This is a genomic window from Flagellimonas sp. S3867 (assembly GCF_014698935.1).
Lineage (GTDB): Bacteria > Bacteroidota > Bacteroidia > Flavobacteriales > Flavobacteriaceae > Flagellimonas.
In genome coordinates, this window is record NZ_JACVMN010000003.1 from 525,955 (window position 1) to 543,831 (window position 17,877).

General features: G+C 40.6%; 13 protein-coding genes. 11 read left to right on the forward strand and 2 right to left on the reverse strand.

Annotation, left to right across the window (positions count from 1 at the left end; translation table 11 throughout):
- The first annotated feature begins 17 nt into the window (after positions 1-17).
- The 8 genes from IAG46_RS15750 to IAG46_RS15785 all read left to right on the forward strand — a co-directional run bounded on the left by IAG46_RS15750 (position 18) and on the right by IAG46_RS15785 (position 11,368).
- Positions 18-1,619, forward strand: coding sequence for a SusD/RagB family nutrient-binding outer membrane lipoprotein (locus IAG46_RS15750; RefSeq protein ID WP_190811344.1), 1,602 nt, complete (start codon positions 18-20; stop codon positions 1,617-1,619).
- A gap of 14 nt (positions 1,620-1,633) precedes the next feature.
- Positions 1,634-2,794: a hypothetical protein gene (locus tag IAG46_RS15755; protein ID WP_190811345.1), complete on the forward strand. Its 1,161-nt coding sequence runs from the start codon at positions 1,634-1,636 to the stop codon at positions 2,792-2,794.
- 342 nt (positions 2,795-3,136) lie between these two features.
- Positions 3,137-4,324, forward strand: a complete 1,188-nt coding sequence (locus IAG46_RS15760) for a M14 family metallopeptidase (RefSeq protein WP_190811346.1) — start codon at positions 3,137-3,139, stop codon at positions 4,322-4,324.
- A gap of 13 nt (positions 4,325-4,337) precedes the next feature.
- Positions 4,338-5,861 (forward strand): amidohydrolase family protein, encoded by a 1,524-nt coding sequence (locus tag IAG46_RS15765; protein ID WP_223826726.1) that lies wholly within the window; start codon positions 4,338-4,340, stop codon positions 5,859-5,861.
- Between the two features lie 38 nt (positions 5,862-5,899).
- A complete protein-coding gene (locus IAG46_RS15770) occupies positions 5,900-7,429 on the forward strand; it encodes a glutamate racemase (protein ID WP_223826727.1) in 1,530 nt (509 codons plus the stop codon).
- 14 nt (positions 7,430-7,443) lie between these two features.
- Positions 7,444-8,748 carry a fibronectin type III domain-containing protein gene (locus IAG46_RS15775; protein WP_190811349.1) on the forward strand — a complete coding sequence of 435 codons (1,305 nt, stop codon included), beginning with the start codon at positions 7,444-7,446 and terminating at the stop codon, positions 8,746-8,748.
- A gap of 29 nt (positions 8,749-8,777) precedes the next feature.
- Positions 8,778-10,094, forward strand: coding sequence for a dicarboxylate/amino acid:cation symporter (locus IAG46_RS15780; RefSeq protein WP_190811350.1), 1,317 nt, complete (start codon positions 8,778-8,780; stop codon positions 10,092-10,094).
- A gap of 17 nt (positions 10,095-10,111) precedes the next feature.
- Positions 10,112-11,368, forward strand: coding sequence for a M14 family metallopeptidase (locus IAG46_RS15785; protein WP_190811351.1), 1,257 nt, complete (start codon positions 10,112-10,114; stop codon positions 11,366-11,368).
- 16 nt (positions 11,369-11,384) lie between these two features.
- Here the strand turns inward: IAG46_RS15785 and IAG46_RS15790 are convergent, their stop codons facing one another.
- Positions 11,385-11,870, reverse strand: coding sequence for a monoheme cytochrome C (locus IAG46_RS15790; RefSeq protein ID WP_190811352.1), 486 nt, complete (start codon positions 11,868-11,870; stop codon positions 11,385-11,387).
- Positions 11,870-13,090 (reverse strand): sulfite oxidase, encoded by a 1,221-nt coding sequence (locus tag IAG46_RS15795; protein WP_190811353.1) that lies wholly within the window; start codon positions 13,088-13,090, stop codon positions 11,870-11,872. The genes IAG46_RS15790 and IAG46_RS15795 overlap by 1 nt, the downstream gene beginning before the upstream one ends.
- Positions 13,091-13,281: 191 nt before the next feature.
- Between IAG46_RS15795 and IAG46_RS15800 the strand changes: the two genes are divergently transcribed.
- The 3 genes from IAG46_RS15800 (at position 13,282) to IAG46_RS15810 (ending at position 17,875) form a co-directional block, all read left to right on the forward strand.
- Positions 13,282-14,364, forward strand: a complete 1,083-nt coding sequence (locus tag IAG46_RS15800; protein WP_223826728.1) for a formylglycine-generating enzyme family protein — start codon at positions 13,282-13,284, stop codon at positions 14,362-14,364.
- 103 nt (positions 14,365-14,467) lie between these two features.
- Complete coding sequence (locus IAG46_RS15805) at positions 14,468-16,030, forward strand: aldehyde dehydrogenase (NADP(+)) (protein ID WP_223826729.1); 1,563 nt, start codon at positions 14,468-14,470, stop codon at positions 16,028-16,030.
- Between the two features lie 231 nt (positions 16,031-16,261).
- Complete coding sequence (locus IAG46_RS15810) at positions 16,262-17,875, forward strand: glutamate synthase-related protein (protein WP_190811356.1); 1,614 nt, start codon at positions 16,262-16,264, stop codon at positions 17,873-17,875.
- Positions 17,876-17,877: the final 2 nt, after the last annotated feature.

The window sequence follows — 17,877 nt, forward strand, 5'->3', positions numbered from 1 at the left end:
AAAAAAACAGTAATACGATGAAAAGAATATCAAAATATTTCAGTTTAAGTGTAGCTGCTTTCCTGATGCTTTTGTCCTGTGAGGTCAGTGATTTTGATTTGCAGGAGAACCCAAACTTTTTAAGTCCGGAAAGCGCAGACCCTGAATTTTTACTCAACGAAGTACAATATCTATTTCAAGATATCATGGGCGCTATGATCATCAATACAGATGATATCATGCGTTATGAAGCAATGACCGATAGTTATGGAGATGTAGCCGATGTAGCTGTTCTCAATGCCGAGTGGGAAAGATTCTATGAAGCATTGAACATCTCAAGAACTATTGAAGATCAAGCTTCATCAGATTCAAATTTACTCTTTCATAATGCGATTAATAAGCTCTTATTGGGCTATCTCACCATTACCATGATAGATTATGTAGGTAGTATACCTTACGTAGAGGCTGGAAATCCGAGCGAGTTTCCAAGTCCAAAATTAGACAGTGGTGTGGATTTATACAGACAGGTTTTGAGCGATATTGATCAAGCCATTTCGGATATCAATGCAGCTACCTTTAATGTTTCATCTGACTTGTTCTATGGAAGTGATAAAGCAAAATGGATTGCATTTGCCAATTCTTTTAAGCTTAGACTGTTGGTACAAGCCAGGTTGGCAGGGGGAGATTTGAATGTTGGAAATCTACAAAGTGAGATAAATACTTTGTTGAGTTCAAATATTATTGATAGCGAATCTGAGGATTTTGTCTACAACCATGCGGCTGTTGAAGAACCTGAAAGCAGACACCCCTATTTTACAAGAGGCTATATCAATGGTTTCTCCCAGTACATCGGAAATTATTTTATGTTTATGTTGAAGGATTCCAAGAGCATTAGTGATCCAAGAATTCGCTATTACCTCTATCGTCAGTCCAACGAGGATCCATTCAGTGGACCTCCATTCTTGGCTTGTCAAGGAGACCCAGAAGTGGATTTTTGTTATGTGGGCGACCAATATTGGGGGCTTGATCATGGAGAAAGTAGAACCGGGCGTGGTGACAATCTGTTAAGGACTGTTTATGGAGTTTACCCAGCTGGTGGGTCATTTGATGAAGATCAGTTTCAAGAATCTCCGGATACTCAAAATTTAGCAGGAGCCGGCTTTTTACCGATACTAACCGCATCCTACGTAAAATTCCTATCCGCAGAGGCGGCCTTGGTATTGGGCACGAACGGAGACCCAGCCTCTTTGTTGGAAGAAGCGATTAGGGCATCAATGGAAAAAGTTCTAGGATTTGGAGGAGTGACTTCAACATTGGCCGCAACAAGTGCCGATGTTGATGACTATGTAAATGAGGTTTTGGCCAATTATGCTGCTGCCACTTCAGACGAAGAAAGATTGGATGTTATTGTAACCGAGTATTATTTGGCGGCATTTGGGAATTCTATTGAGGCATATAATGCATACAGAAGAACCGGATATCCGTCGAACATCCAAATACCCATCGATGATGACAATCCAACATTTCCAAGGAGTTTTCCATACGCAGATGATGCCGTTTCAACAAATGCATCAATTTCACAAAAACAAAATACAGTCAAAGTATTTTGGGACACAAATCCTGATGGGTTCATTAAATAACAAAAATTAAGAGCATGAAAAAAATAATCAAAATACTAAGCTGCTTTTTTCTGATAATGGGGTGTTCCGATGATAATAACCTATTGGAAGATATAGCTGTAAGAGGTGGGTTTGTACAGTTTGTCGACGTCCCTGACCTAAATTTCAACATATTGGAAGCAGATTCCCAAACGATTTCTGCAAGATTGGTCGATCCAAACAACAATATAACCAGTTATTCACTATCTGCCGTTTATGACGGTAATGTGGCCAACAATATTGTTGAGATAACATCTTTTCCTGCAGACTTAAATCTTTCAGTTGGCGATATTTTAAGTTCCTTGGGCATTACCAACAGCGATCTTAGTTTAAGCGAGGGAATAACCCTAGTGGCGATGGTTACAACACCAACCGGTGTTTTCTCAGGGGAGACTCCGGCCTATGATGAAAACAACGTAAATCAGGGTGGTGATTCAACAGTACGATTAAAAGCGACCGGCTTAAAAGATGCCATAGAATTTGATGTCACTTTCTTTTTACCACCGGCAAAAACGATACGAAGCACATCCTTCGAAGAAGTTGCCATTGGTCCTAATACCGATGATGTGTATGATCGTAACGGAGGAAATGATGAAACAGGAGACCTAATCAATGGGATCAATCCACCTTTTGTGGATTACACGGCTGTTGGAACAGGTGCGGATAATGAAATTGGCTTTAATACAGAATATTTTGCCATACCCGGTATCAGCAGTAGTAGTTTAGGGTTTTCTGAGGAACGAATAGGCGTATATAGCCTATTTGAAGACTACGAAGCCTACCCAGATGGTACTCAAGGATATCATATTGAAGATGCCGATGGAGGTATCCGAATTACATTCGATACCGTTGATGTTCCTGCTGGACAGAACAATTCTGGAATTTCATTCCAAGCCTTTTTTGGAGACACCTCTTGGGAGTCGGAAGATGGCATACATGCCTTTGTTAACATAACCACCGATTCAGGAAACGATACCATCGACATGGTCGATATTTTCGATGATGATGTTGAAGCCGTTGCCGGAGTATGGAATGAATATAATACTGGATTTCTGCAAGGAGTGCGTTCCTATCAATTGGTGATTGAGGCATCCTGCGGAGCAACAACAGAATCTTTTGACTTTGATAATATTGTAGTTTTTGAACCAGAAGATTAGGCACATACTTCCTAAGGCTTCTGCGTTAAAAAATGACATTCAAAAATCAAGAATTAGCTAGATTTTGTTTGGTAAAATAAGAAGCTGTTTGAATACATCTCGGGCAGCTTCTTATTAAAGGTCAGAAAACACACCATAGGGTTAGTTTGAGTTTAGTGATTATGTTTTTGTTCTCTAAAGCAGGTCGTTCTTGCTGGAATGGAACGGCCTGCCAATGGGATAAAAAATGAATTTAGATTCTTCTTTTAAAAAAGATTCAAGGAGTAATTCTTTAAAGACCAAAAAGCAACACGATTTTCAGCGATTTTAGTTTAACACGGATCCAACCATCAATAAAAAATCATGTCAACTAGACAAATAGTAACATTATGTGGTTTTTGCCTACTGATTTTTGCTTGCAAGCAGAAAAGAAATGCAGAAACTCCTCTTTTGGGTGATGGGGTTACTTTTGATACTTCTTTTAATGGTGCACGACTCAGTAAAGTTTATCGGTTAGAGGAAAACCAATATATAGGTGAAATTTTTCCTGAATTCGAACCCGTCAACAATAGCCCATGGTTTGCTTTTGGTGTAACAGCAAATGATAAAAAATCCATTCAGATCACACTTGATTATGGAGCTTATCCCCACCGTTATATCCCCAAAATCAGCACAAATAAGATCCATTGGAAAGCACTGGATACTTCCAAGGTAAAAATGGACACCCTTAATGGGGATGCCACATTAATTCTTGATGTATCCCCTCAAAAAATATATGTCGCAGCCCAAGAAATTGAAACCTCTGCAGAGACCTATAGTTGGATGAACAATTATGCCAATGGCAACTATGGCATCAATATTAAAGAGGCTGGGAAAACCGCACTTAACAAACCCAATTATGTATTGGAGCATGAAACGGAAGCAGAAGACTGTGTTGTTTTAATTGCCCGGCAACACCCTCCAGAGGTTCCAGGCGGAACCATTGCATTCAAGAAGTTTTATGAAACCATGGTTTCTGATTCCGATATCTCAAAAGAATTTAGAAAACATTTCAATATATACACCTTTCCACTGCTAAATCCAGATGGAGCGGATATGGGAAATTGGCGGCACAATGCCAAAGGTGTTGATTTAAACAGGGATTGGGTCGATTTCACCCAACCGGAGACCAAAATGGTCAAACGTTTTGTGGAGAATAAGCTAAAACAGGGTAAAAAAGTTCGCTTCGCTTTGGATTTTCATACTTCCTATAGTGGCCCATATGTATTGGTGTTGGATTCGATAAATGAAATCAAAACTTCAGGAATCATTCCAAACTGGATAGCGCAGATAGAATCAAATTCATCCTTTAAAGTGGAAACAAGGCGAAGAAGTCAAGCGCTGCCCTATTGTTACAACTATTTCTTCAACAACTGTGGAGCCGAAGCGGTCACCTATGAAGATGGCGATGAAATTGATCGGGATACAATTCGAAAAAGAGCTGCAGTATATGCCGAAAACCTAATGCAAACCTTATTGGAAAAACAAAAAGATGGTGTGTTTAAAAAGTAAAGTTTTATTCCTAATGGGGCTATTGTCCACTGTAATTTCCTGTTCCGGGCCACAACAGCATATAGATTTACTCATTGTAAATGGCAAGGTGTACAATGGTACCGATGCTGAGCCTTCAGAGGTCGCTATTGGCTTAAAGGATGACAAGATTGTCTTTGTTGGTGATAAATCAGAAAACATAACCGCACAGAAAACAATTGATGCTTCCGGTTTAATCGTTTCTCCGGGATTTATTGATCCGCATACCCATGCAGATAGGGATTTAAACAAACCCGAAATCGCACACAACCTCCCTTTTTTGATGCAAGGCATTACTACAACTATTGTTGGCAACGATGGAAACAGTTTTTATCCGCTATCAAAATATAAACAGCTGTACGCAGAACAGGGTATAGGCACAAATGTGGTTCCCCTGTTGGGACACCATGAAATTATCAAAGCAGTACTTGGCAGAAGTGACAAGAGGCCTTCACCATCGGAAATTGAGAAAATGCAACAGTTGGTGCAAAAAGAGATGGAAGCCGGTGCTTTTGGAATGTCAACAGGGCTGTATTATGCCCCTGGCAGCTATTCCCAGACAAATGAAGTAGTGGCACTCGCAAAAGTGGTAGCCCAAAACGGAGGTGTCTATGATACCCATCTTCGTGATGAAGGTTCCAGCAATGTTGGTTTGGTCAATGCGGTAAAGGAGGCCATTGAAATAGGACAACAGGCAAAACTGCCTATTCATATATCACATATCAAATGTTTAGGGGTCGATGTTTGGCACAAAAGTGACTCTATTATAAAACTTGTGGAAAGTGCCCGTGCCAAGGGTTTGGAGGTTACGGCAAACCAATATCCCTATGACGCTTCTGCCACCAGCCTGAATGCAGCTGTCTCGCCAAGATGGGCCGAGAGTGGAGGTAAAGATTCATTGTTGATCAGGGCAAAAGACCCAAAAATCAAAAAAAAGGTTTTTACTGAAACCAAAAAGAACATTACCAAGCGGGGAGGCCCTGATAAATTATTGATAGTGAAGTGCGATGACAATAGGTTTCTTGGCAAAACGTTATTGGAAGCTTCCAAAACTTTGGAGATTCCTCCGGAAGAAGCAGTCTATCCCATTTTGGAAACTGGATATGTTCGTGTGGCCTCCTTCAATATGAACCCATATGACATTGAAAATTTCATGAAACAGGATTGGGTGGTTACGGGATCTGACGGGAACACCGGGCACCCGCGCAAATATGGTTCCTTTCCCAGAAAATACCATAAATATGTAAAACAAGATGGCGTAATGGATTTGGCCACTTTTATAAATGGAAGTACCTCTAAGACAGCTAAAATTTTCAGAATTCCGAATAGAGGTGAGATTAAGGAAGGCTATTTCGCCGACATCATCATATTCAACCCTAACACTTTCAAGGACAAGGCAGATTACTCAGATGCATTCCAATTTTCAGAGGGATTGGAGTACAGTATCATCAATGGAAAGGTTTCCGTGGAAAAAGGTGAGTTCACCAAAAACTTGAACGGAAGGGTATTGGAAAAATAGTTTCATCAAAAAACTGAAACATAAAAAACATGAAAAGAATGAAGATTTTTACTTCACTTTTAGCAGTGTTGTTTGTTGTTGCCTGCAAACAAAAGACAGTTATCAACAATGAACAATCCGAGGTAGCTAAAGGAGATATTGTCAACACCATCATCAATAATGAGGATAATTTTTACCATATCGATTTTAAAAATTACCCCATCAATGATAAAACCCTTCCGATTGGAGTTTTTGATTCGGGCACCGGGGGATTGACCGTGTTAAAGGCGATTGTCAATTATGACCAAAACAACAATGGATTATTAACTAATGGAAGTGACGGGCAACTTGATTTTGACAACGAAACCTTTATTTATTTAGGTGATCAGGCAAATATGCCCTACGGCAACTATTCTGAAGTCGCAAAAATTGATTTATTGAAAGAGCACATCATCAAAGATGCCCAGTTTCTATTAGGAAACAAATACTACACCAATGAAGCTGACCAGGAGGTGAATAAGGACAAAAAACCGGTAAAAGCATTAGTTATTGCCTGTAATACTGCTACAGCTTATGGTAAAGAATACATTGAAGAGTTTCTAAAGAAAGCAAATACGGATCTAAAAGTAATCGGAGTCATTGATGCAGGGGTAAGGGGAACGCTGAACGGAATCGATAAATCTGAAGATGCCATTATTGGTGTTTTGGCCACTGCAGGCACCGTATCCTCTAAAGGATACCACAATACCATACTACAACTCAAGGATGAAATGGGATATACCGGTAATATTGAGGTCTATTCACAAGGAGGGGTAGGTATTGCCGAAGCAGTGGATGAAGACCCAGATTATTTCAATAAAAATTTAAAAGCTCCACGAAAAGATTACAAAGGCCCGGGATTAGATGGGAACCTCAAAATAGACAAAACACTTTTTGATATCTACAATTTTGATTTTGATAGCAACAAAATGCTCTGTGATTCCAAAAATGTTGATGACTGTTCGATGTTGCAAATCAATGATGCCGAAAATTATGTGCGTTATCATTTGGTTACCCTCATGGAGAAAATCAGGAAATCGGGCACTAATAACAAGCTTAAATCATTGATTTTGGGGTGTACCCATTACCCGTACATGACCGAAGAAATTGGAAAGATTTTACACGAACTCTACAACTACAAATTAAAAAATGGCGATTATCTATATCGCACTTTCATGGTGGAAGATATTAAATTGATAGACCCGGCAGTCTATACCGCAAAAGAACTTTATGCCCATTTAAAAGAACAATCACTGTTTAATCCAGAAGGGAATATGAAGAAAAGCGAATTCTACATCAGTGTGGCCAATCGAGATAACAAAACAAATGTAATTGACCAAACAGGACGGTTTCCATACGATTATAAATATGGACGGAATGCTGGGGAAATTCAGGAATATGTAAAAATAGTTCCGTTTAGCAGAGATAATATTTCGGATGATATTTTAACTCGATTCCAAAAACAGATTCCCTATGTATACCAGCTGATGCAAAATTTTAACCAAACCAGCTCAAAAGTGAAGGAATTAAAGGAAGAAAGTAAAATTTAAAGCATTCTAATACGATGAAGATTTATCAACCTCTTTTTTTTGCCGTTCTTTTTATCCTATTAGGATGCTCCAGCGATAGTTCTTCCGAAGGACCCTCTTCTTCGGATACCTCGGCTCCAAATGCACCTACAAACCTCTCTGCTTCCAATACAACGATTTCTTCCACAGATTTGAATTGGACGGGATCCTCCGATAATGTTGGAGTAACAAGTTATAGTGTCTTTCAAGATAATGTGGCTTTGGTTTCCACTCCATCCACATCCCACACGGTGAACGGACTTGCAGCCAATACAACATATTCCTTTAAAATTAAGGCAAGGGACGCAGCTGGTAACGAATCTGGGTTCAGCAATGCCATCAATGTTCAGACTGAAGACAATACGGCGACTTTGGTAACCACATCAGGGGATATCGAAACCTATTTAGGAGACTTTATCGATACTGCTCCCGGAGATTCTGGAAACGATTATCAACAACCAACCACAGAACAATTGAACACATGGAATATGGTTGTTGATGCCATTTTGAATGAGGACATCACGACAGCGGTGTCAAAATCAGCTGAGGTGAATTACCAAATAAACGAATTCACCGATACTTCGGTAACTCCAAGTATGGCCTTTTATGTTGTTGAAGAAAAAAGTCCGAAATCCAACTATTGGGGAACATATGTGTTTAGCAAAACACCGACAATTGATAACCTCATTATACAAGCTCCACATATAAAAAATGACATTAATACAGGAAAGGAGGCGGTTTATTGCTTTAAGAACACCATGGCCAAAGCGGTTTTTATAAGTGGTACGCATCGTTGTAACCACAGTGGTGCTTCTTCCTGTTCCGGAACAACAAGCACTTGCAACTCTGGGTCGCAACCTTATAGAATTTCAGATTTGGCGCACAACACCGTTTCAGTTTTTCAGAAAACAACAGAAAATGTATTTAACTCTGTTGCCAATTCGGTCTTTATCCAATTACACGGCTTTGGCAAAAATGATTCGGACCCCTTTGTAATATTGAGCAATGGAACAAGGGAAACCCCAACAGCGGATTACGCTGTTGGGATTAGGGATGCGTTGTTGGTTGAGGATGCATCTTTAACCTTTAAAATAGCCCATATTGATACTGATTGGACACGCTTGATTGGATTTACCAACACCCAAGGGCGATTAATCAATGGTTCAACTAACCCATGTTCCACTTCTGCAACGGCAACATCGGGAAGATTTATTCATATCGAGCAAGAAAAAACCAAATTACGTGATGATGCGACCGGCTGGGCCAAAATGAGCAATGCCCTGGAAAGTGTTTTCAATTAAAAAATAAATCAACCACAAAACTTAAATCAATGAAACTAAAATTGGCACTTCACTGGAGAATTTTGATAGGAATGGCTTTGGGTGTTTTAATGGGGCTAATACTATCCAACTTTGATTGGGGCAAGGGATTTGTGCAAGATTGGATAAAACCCTTTGGTAAAATATTTATCAACGCCCTAAAGCTTATTGCCATCCCCCTCATTTTGGCAGCATTGATCAAAGGTGTTTCCGATTTAAAGGATATTTCAAAACTTTCCAAAATGGGAGGTAGGACTATCGGTATTTATCTAACAACTACCATTATGGCGGTGAGTATCGGGCTCTTTCTTGTAAATTTAATAAAACCTGGGTCCTCAATCAGTGAATCTACCCGCACGGAAATGGTCTCAAATTATTCCCAGAGCACTGAGACCTATAAAGAAACAGCAAAGCAGCAAAAAGAAGCTGGCCCGTTAAAGCCCTTGGAAGATTTGGTCACCGATAACATTTTTGCCTCGGCCACAAGCAACAGAAATATGCTGCAGGTAATTTTCTTCGCCATTTTTTTTGGCATTGGGTTGATCTTGATTCCCGAAGAAACCGGACGCACCGTAAAACACTTTTTTGACGGCTTCAACGAGGTAATTCTAAAAATGGTGGATCTTATTATGCTGGCTGCGCCTTATGGCGTTTTTGCACTTTTGGCCGCTATTGTGGTGGAAGCGCCTAGTGCCGATTTGTTCAAGGCATTGGGGTGGTACTCCACTACCGTTGTTATTGGCTTGTTGGTGATGATCGCCATTTACACATTGCTCGTATTTATTTTCACGAAGCGGACACCACGGTTTTTTATTAACGGAATTTCACCTGCCCAACTTTTGGCATTTTCAACCAGTTCCAGTGCTGCAACATTGCCGGTGACCATGGAAAGGGTTACTGAACATCTTGGGGTAGAAGAGGAAGCAGCAAGTTTTGTATTGCCTATTGGTGCCACTATAAATATGGATGGAACAAGTCTATATCAAGCCGTGGCCGCGGTATTTATTGCCCAAGCATTTGGTATGGATCTCGATTTTTCAACCCAATTGGGTATCATTGCCACTGCAACACTGGCCTCTATTGGTTCTGCTGCGGTCCCTGGAGCTGGAATGGTAATGTTAGTGGGAGTCATGGGCTATGCCGGGATTCCTGAAGCTGGCCTTGCACTTATTTTCGCGGTGGACAGACCTCTGGATATGCTTCGGACATCAGTCAATGTTACCGGAGACGGTGCTGTTTCCATGTTGGTTGCCAAATCCGTTGGTAAATTGGGCGAACCCCATGTTAAAAATTGGGACGACAACTATCCATTGAACAAAGTAGAATAATTGAGAAAAACCAAACTATGAAAAATTTAAACATCAAAAATAATCAAGTAACAAAGTCCTTTTTGCTGTTTGCGACAGTTTTGCTGCTGATTCATTGTACAACGCCGAAAAAGGTGAAATTCAAAGATCCAGTGGATACCAAGGACAAACAAATCACCTATCAGGCTAAAAAAACATACCAATTTGAGAAATTGGGAGTGTGGGTGAGCAATGAATTTGAAGGTGCCCATCTCAATGGGGCATCACAAATTAACGATAGTATCATAGTATTAAAATTTAATCCTGAAAACATACCGATTAACAAAAGCCCATACTACGCATTTAAAACTTGGTCAGATACTCCAAAACAAATCTATTTTGGTTTTGATTACCCTGAAGGATTTGAACATCGATACAAACCCAAACAAAAACTAAATGGAAATTGGTCCATTGTCGACTCTTTAGATTTAATCGAATTGGACGAAAGACTATTATTAAAACTGAAAGTTGACAAAGAACCCCGAATCATTGCTGCCCAAGAAATCAATGCCTCTGAGAATGTAAGACAATGGTATCTTCAAAATATCGTGGCATCCAATGATTTTGTTAGGGTGAAAAGTGTTGGCAACACAAAGTTGGGTAAGGATATGCCAGTATTGGATATTTATAATGGTAATCCCGAAGGGAAGCCCATAATTGTTTTGCTCACGAGGCAACACCCTCCAGAAGTAACGGGCTATTTTGCGTTTCAGAACTTTCTAAAAACTATAGTAGATCAGTCCGAACTTTCAATCAAGTTTCTGAATCATTACAGAGTGCTGGCCTTTCCGATTTTAAACCCCGATGGTGTTGATTTGGGCCATTGGAGGCACAATGCGAATGGTATTGACCTTAATCGAGATTGGTCAAAATATCGCCAACCTGAAGTAAAGAATGTGGTTTCTTTCATTACCAACACCAGCAAAGAGGACAATGGTAAGATTGTTTTGGGCCTAGACTTTCATTCAACATACGAAGATGTTTTCTATACCAATGAAACCAGAGCCGGTACAACCTTGCCAAATTTTATTGATGATTGGTTTCTGTTGTTAGAGAAAAATATTGAAGGGTACAAAGTCAATGAGAAAGATTCCAACAGCAATAAACCTGTCTCTAAAGGATGGTTTTTATATGGACAAAATGCTACAGGAATCACCTATGAAATTGGTGACCATACCCCAAAAGAACGAATTGTTCAGATAGGGTCGACCTCGGCCAAAGCAATGATGGAGGTACTTTTAAAGGAAAATCTTTGATATTGGACCAAAGGATTTACTCTTCTAGATCATACCATTCAACATCACTGAGATTTTGTCGTCTACCACCTTTTTTAGGTGCATAATTGGTTGCTAAATAGGAAAGGATAGCTTCTTCGTTTTGACCGAGATCCCATAAATTTTGGGTTTCCTGCATCCATCGAATTGTGGCGGACCACTGTTCTTTGCTCATTCGGTTTTGGGTTACCAATTTGGCTGAATGACAGCTTGTACAATTGTTCACAACCTGCATAAGGCCTTCTGCCTCAATAAATCCGGTTCGTACATGGATGCCATTTTCAATTTTGTCAAAGTCCGATTCTTCTTGTTTTGAAATAGAGATATAAGTGTTGTCTGAATTATTATTTTTGAATGCTGAAAGCGAAGGGTCAACCATCAGATACACCAATAACCCGGCAATTACCAGAAAAACAAAAAACACTACATACATCAGTTTAAATACTTCCGAAGCACTTTTTCTAAATTTTTCGGGGCTTTCCATTAACTGACTTTTATAGCAATCCTATGACAAGCGTTGTTTAGATAACCCTTCGGGTTCCAACCTGGCAATACCATTGGTTGCGAAACTTCCATGGAATCTGTTGCTCTGGACCAGACTTCGTAATAGCCTTTTTTTGGAAACCTAACAGACGCGGCAAAGTGTTGCCAAGCGAGTCTATTGACAGAGTTTTTCAATGAACAACTTTTCCAAGTGCTGCCAAAATCAATTGAATATTCCACTTTGGTGACGTTTAATTCACCAGCCCAGGCATGACCTCTTATCTCCAAGGATTTTCCTTCAGGGACGACCGCACCGCTTTTAGGATAGGTTATCAGAGATTTGACCGGCATGGATTCAATGATGCACATGTCCTCATCCGCTACTTTATCCCCAGGAGCAACAGGTTCGCAAGGTACGCGATATGCTGTTCCGGTCATTTTTGTACCATCATGAACTTTGTTTCGTACACTAATGCCTTTCAGCCATTTTCCAGAGGCCGAAGCAGGCCACCCTCCCACAATTAACCGAAGCGGAAATCCATGGGCCAAGGGAATGTCTTCACCATTCATTTTGAAAGCCAACAAGGTTTCATCCTGAAATGCTTTGGACATAGGAACACCTCTCGAAATAGGTTCTTTGTTTGGGTCACCACTCAAATGTGTATCGGCCGCATGGTACCCGATATACACCGCATCATCTCCTATGCCAATATCATTCAAAACATCCCTAAGTCGAACCCCGGTCCATTCAGCACATGAAACAGCTCCAACGGTCCATTGGTTTCCTTTGGCCGGAGGGTCAAATTCACTTCTGCCGTTTCCGCCACATTCCAAAGTAAGTTGATATGTATACTGTTTGAACTTCGATTTAAGCTCTTTAAGCGTATATGTTTTCTTTTCAGCTACAGATTCACCATCAAAAGTAAGCGTCCAGTCATCAACCAAAATATTCGTTGGGATTATACCATTGTTACGGATAAACATGTATTTGTTCGGAGTGATTTTATCATCCAACAAATGCGCCTGGGCTTCAATATTCCATGGTTTGTCATTCAACAAAACCATTTGACTGTCTTTGTTGAACAGTTTGAATGGATCAGGATCTTGCAATCCTAAAAGTGTATAGCCCGAGGGCAGGTTTTTTCCGTAGACTATTTCTGTTGCTAGAAGGGTCGATAAGGTGATTAGAGCTCCTTTTTTAACAAATTTGCGTCGTTGCATTATCTCATTGATTATGGATAGGACTTATAAATAGGTTTTGGAGTCAAGGTATATAGAAAAAACACAATTATTGCAAAATCTGAATATAATTATCATTTACCTTTGGTGTCCTTTATTACGAAATTAACGTAACTAAATATATGGCGATAAATTGTTTTTTTAAACCAACTATTCTGTTAATGCTTTTGGCTATGTTGACATCCTGTGGGGATAAAAAAAGTACGCCTACGCAAAATGAGAGTGCTGTCACAGTACCAAAAACAAAGGAAATAGATACCTCTAATTTGATTAAGACGATGCCTTCCGACATTGAGGTTCCAGAAGGTATGGTCTGGATTCCTGGGGGTACTTTTAAACAGGGTGCGGTACCTCAGGACAATGAGGCCATGCACCATGAAAAACCGGCACACGAGGTTGCGGTGGATGGTTTTTTTATGGATACGACTTTAGTGACCAATGCAAAATTTTCCAAATTCGTCAAGGAAACCAGTTATGTTACCGTGGCCGAACGTATTCCGGATTGGGAGGAACTTAAAGCACAGCTTCCCGAAGGAACTCCCAAACCACCAGATTCAATATTACAGCCAGGGTCCTTGGTTTTCAAAAAAACGAAATCATCCGTTCCTAATTTATACGATTTTTCCCAATGGTGGACCTGGGCTATTGGAGCAAGTTGGAAACACCCTGAGGGCCCAGGAAGTTCCATTAAGGGAAAAGATAATCATCCTGCGGTCCATATCTCCCATGAAGATGCCTTGGCTTATTGTAAATGGGCCAATCGAAGACTGCCCACCGAAGCAGAATGGGAATATGCCGCACGTGCAGGGAACTCCAACACCACCTATTTTTGGGGGAACGATGTTGCAGAATTATCCAAATTTGCCAATACCTGGGAAGGAGAATTTCCTGTTGAGAATACCAAAGTCGATGGTTTTGAGGGAAGCTCGCCGGTAGGGACTTTTCCCGCCAATGATTTTGAACTTTATGATATGTCAGGGAATGTTTGGGAGTGGACCAATGATTGGTATAATCCAAAATACTATCAAGAACTTTTGATAAAAGGAATTGTGCGTAACCCTGTAGGAGCAGCACAACCCTACAACCCAACCAACCCTTATGCTAAAGAAAAAGTGATTCGGGGAGGATCGTTTTTGTGTAGCGATTCTTATTGTGCTAGCTATCGCATTTCAGCAAGAATGGCATCTACAATGGATTCTTCCATGGGACATTTGGGGTTCCGAACTGTAGTAAGTACGGATATGCTTTCAAAATAATTGTATTTAAAGTTTGAATAAATACATTTGTCTACATTTTTCAAATCATTGATAACCGTTAAACCTATCCTTATAAATAATGGAATTGACTGGTAAGAATATAATGGGATCCACTAGCTCAGCTAAAGGAGAAACCCTTTTTTATGCGAGTAACCCTTCCACAGGGCAACAATTGAATACCCCATATCACGAAGCAACCCTGCAAGAAGTGGATGAAGCCATAACACTTGCTGAAGTGGCATTTACAGAATACAGAGAGAAAACAGGCTCCGAAAAGGCAGCTTTTTTAGAAACCGTAGCGGATGAATTGGCCGCTTTGGAACAAGAAATTGTTGGAATCGGCTCGCAAGAAACGGGATTGCCTGTAGGTAGGTTAACCGGAGAATTGGGTCGAACCACTGGTCAGTTGAAATTGTTTGCATCCTTGTTAAGGGATGGTTCTTGGGTAGATGCCAGAATTGATACGGCCGATTCGAACAGAAAGCCGGTTCCAAAACCAGATACCCGACAAATGCAGATTGCCTTGGGCCCTGTTGGAGTTTTTGGAGCGAGCAATTTTCCCTTGGCCTTTTCTGCTGCTGGTGGGGATACGGCTTCGGCGTTGGCCGCAGGCTGTACTGTGGTGGTAAAAGCACACCCGGCCCACCCTGGTACTTCCGAACTTGTCGGGAATGCAATTATCAACGCAGCTAAAAAAAGTAATATGCCCAATGGGGTATTTTCCATGGTTCATGGAGCTTCAATAGCAGTAGGGCAAGCAATTGTTCGTCACCCATTAATTAAAGCCATAGGATTCACAGGATCTTTTAGAGGAGGAAAATCCTTATTCGACGAAGCGGCCAGACGAGATGAACCGATTCCGGTTTATGCCGAAATGGGAAGTACCAACCCTGTTTTTGTACTGCCGGGTGCTTTAAAAGAAAATCATGAAGCATTGGCCACAGGCTTGTCCGGTTCCGTGCAATTAGGTGTTGGGCAGTTCTGTACCAATCCTGGTTTGACCATTGTCCCTGAACAAGAGGAAGGCAATCTGTTTGAAAATGTGCTTAAGGAGAGCATTTCTAATGCTGAATCCGCAACAATGCTTACCGATTCCATACAAAGAGCATACAATTCAGGACTTGAAAAATTAAGGTCAAAAGAAGCTGTTGATTCTATTTCCTATGGAAAAAAGGGTGAACAACAAGCGCAAGGTATTCCAGAAGTTCTTTCTGTGTCTGCTAATGACTTCCTATCTGATAAAGATTTGGAAGAAGAAGTTTTTGGTCCATCCACATTATTGGTAAGAACCCAGGATAAAGCTGAAATGGTAAAAATTGCCAAAGGGCTAAATGGACACCTAACGGCTACAGTTCAAGGTACCGAAACCGATTTGGTAGAGCACGCCGATTTGCTTAAAATTTTGGAACGAAAAGTGGGGAGATTGCTCATCAATGGATTCCCGACAGGAGTGGAGGTATGTCATTCTATGGTGCATGGCGGACCTTTTCCAGCAACTTCAGATTCCAGAATGACCTCTGTAGGAACTGCGGCCATTACCAGGTTTACAAGACCCATTTGCTATCAAAATTACCCGGATACATTACTTCCAGATGAATTGAAAACAGATAATCCATTGAATATCTTAAGATTGGAAAATGGAGCATATGTACTTCCCGATAAATGATATAAAAAAGAAATTTACTCAAGTAAATCAACTTTTTAAAGTAAGAAACCCAAAAACAAAACGTTTTTGGGTTTTCTTTTGAGAAAAACTGAGCAATACTTACCACAGACGACACATTGCGTGGGTTTTTAGTTGATAATATGGGTATTAGCCCTAACTTACTATTGTAATGCGAATTGAAATTGTTCGACCTAAAAGCTAATTCAACTAACTCTAAATACTGAACCAACAATGTCACAAAAGCTTATTGAGATTGCCAAAGTTTCTAACCTTGAAGAAAAAAAACCAGCCTACGCACTTGTAAAAAACACCGATTTAGTCATTATAAAACACGAAACAGGAATATCTGTTTTGTATGGACGCTGCCATCATCGCGGAGCCCTTTTGGCTGATGGACATGTTGAAGGCCAAAATCTAATTTGCGGAGTTCATGGATGGGATTATAGATATGACACCGGAATCAGTGAATACAACAATAATGAGCAACTACATAAATTTCAAGAATATGTTGATGGGGATTCACTTCAGGTTGATGAGAACGAAATAGCCGCTTTTGAAGGTGAACATCCACAGCCTTTTGATAGGGATGCATATTTGGGTACCTATGCCGACACCCATCCCGAAGATACCGAACCGTACACTGGGTATATAAAAGAATTGGCAAGAAATGGATTGAAAAATCTTGGACATCATGGTTTTTCAGCCTCTATGGGAGTGGATAGAAATACCCTTCCCAAATGGAGTGACATCCAATTTTTACCAGCCCAATTGGCTACAAGACCATTGTTGGACCACGAAGAAGTTGCCACTAAAGTGACTATTGGACCAAAAGCAAAAAAACCGCTGGTTTTAGATATACCGCTTTTTGTGAGTGATATGAGTTTTGGGGCATTGTCCAGAGAAGCCAAGATTGCATTATCCAAAGGTGCAGAGATGGCTGGTACCGGAATTTGCTCTGGAGAGGGAGGCATGCTTCCCGAAGAACAAAAAAATAATTCCAGATACTTTTACGAATTGGCCTCAGCTCAATTCGGATTTTCATGGGATAAGTTGGATAATGTTCAAGCCTTTCATTTTAAAGGAGGACAAGGAGCCAAAACAGGCACCGGAGGACACTTGCCTGGAAATAAAGTGAGCAAGGAAATTGCTGAGGTTCGAGGATTAAAAGAAGGTCAAACGGCTATCAGCCCGGCGACATTTCCCGATTTTCATGGCGTAAAGGACTTTAAGTCCTTTGCAGAAAAAGTGCGAGAGCGTACAGGCGGAATCCCGGTTGGATTTAAAATTGCAGCAAGCCATATCGAAAAAGATATTCAATTTGCGCTGGATGTTGGTGTGGACTATATCATTTTGGATGGAAGAGGAGGAGGGACCGGTTCCGCACCCACCATTCTGCGAGATAACATAAACGTACCCACAATTCCCGCTCTGGCTAGAGCTCGAAAATATTTGGATAAAGTAGGAGCAACGGATGTTACCTTGGTAATTACTGGTGGACTACGTATTGCCGAAGATTTTTCAAAAGCCATGATGATGGGAGCAGATGCCATTGCGGTTTCCAATTCCGCTATACAAGCGGTAGGTTGCTTGGGCATGCGTGCTTGTGGCACCAATAATTGTCCCGTGGGTATCGCAACACAAAAAGAGAGTCTTCGCAGCAGACTGATCATTGAAGCTTCTGCCAAACAGCTATACAATTTTTTCACTGCTACAAATGATTTGATCAAAGTAGTGGCACGTTCTTGTGGATACGATGATATATCGAAGTTCAACCATGATGACCTCTCTACTTTCAACAAAGAGATGCATGAACTTACTGGAATTGATTATGCTGGAATTCGATAAAT

What these genes read in the sequence shown, in the direction of transcription:
- IAG46_RS15750 (WP_190811344.1), top strand. Translation starts at nt 18, where the DNA reads ATGAAAAGAATATCAAAATATTTCAGTTTAAGTGTAGCTGCTTTCCTG.
- IAG46_RS15755 (WP_190811345.1), top strand. Translation starts at nt 1,634, where the DNA reads ATGAAAAAAATAATCAAAATACTAAGCTGCTTTTTTCTGATAATGGGG.
- IAG46_RS15760 (WP_190811346.1), top strand. Translation starts at nt 3,137, where the DNA reads ATGTCAACTAGACAAATAGTAACATTATGTGGTTTTTGCCTACTGATT.
- IAG46_RS15765 (WP_223826726.1), top strand. Translation starts at nt 4,338, where the DNA reads ATGGGGCTATTGTCCACTGTAATTTCCTGTTCCGGGCCACAACAGCAT.
- IAG46_RS15770 (WP_223826727.1), top strand. Translation starts at nt 5,900, where the DNA reads ATGAAGATTTTTACTTCACTTTTAGCAGTGTTGTTTGTTGTTGCCTGC.
- IAG46_RS15775 (WP_190811349.1), top strand. Translation starts at nt 7,444, where the DNA reads ATGAAGATTTATCAACCTCTTTTTTTTGCCGTTCTTTTTATCCTATTA.
- IAG46_RS15780 (WP_190811350.1), top strand. Translation starts at nt 8,778, where the DNA reads ATGAAACTAAAATTGGCACTTCACTGGAGAATTTTGATAGGAATGGCT.
- IAG46_RS15785 (WP_190811351.1), top strand. Translation starts at nt 10,112, where the DNA reads ATGAAAAATTTAAACATCAAAAATAATCAAGTAACAAAGTCCTTTTTG.
- IAG46_RS15790 (WP_190811352.1), bottom strand. Translation starts at nt 11,870, where the DNA reads ATGGAAAGCCCCGAAAAATTTAGAAAAAGTGCTTCGGAAGTATTTAAA.
- IAG46_RS15795 (WP_190811353.1), bottom strand. Translation starts at nt 13,090, where the DNA reads ATGCAACGACGCAAATTTGTTAAAAAAGGAGCTCTAATCACCTTATCG.
- IAG46_RS15800 (WP_223826728.1), top strand. Translation starts at nt 13,282, where the DNA reads ATGTTGACATCCTGTGGGGATAAAAAAAGTACGCCTACGCAAAATGAG.
- IAG46_RS15805 (WP_223826729.1), top strand. Translation starts at nt 14,468, where the DNA reads ATGGGATCCACTAGCTCAGCTAAAGGAGAAACCCTTTTTTATGCGAGT.
- IAG46_RS15810 (WP_190811356.1), top strand. Translation starts at nt 16,262, where the DNA reads ATGTCACAAAAGCTTATTGAGATTGCCAAAGTTTCTAACCTTGAAGAA.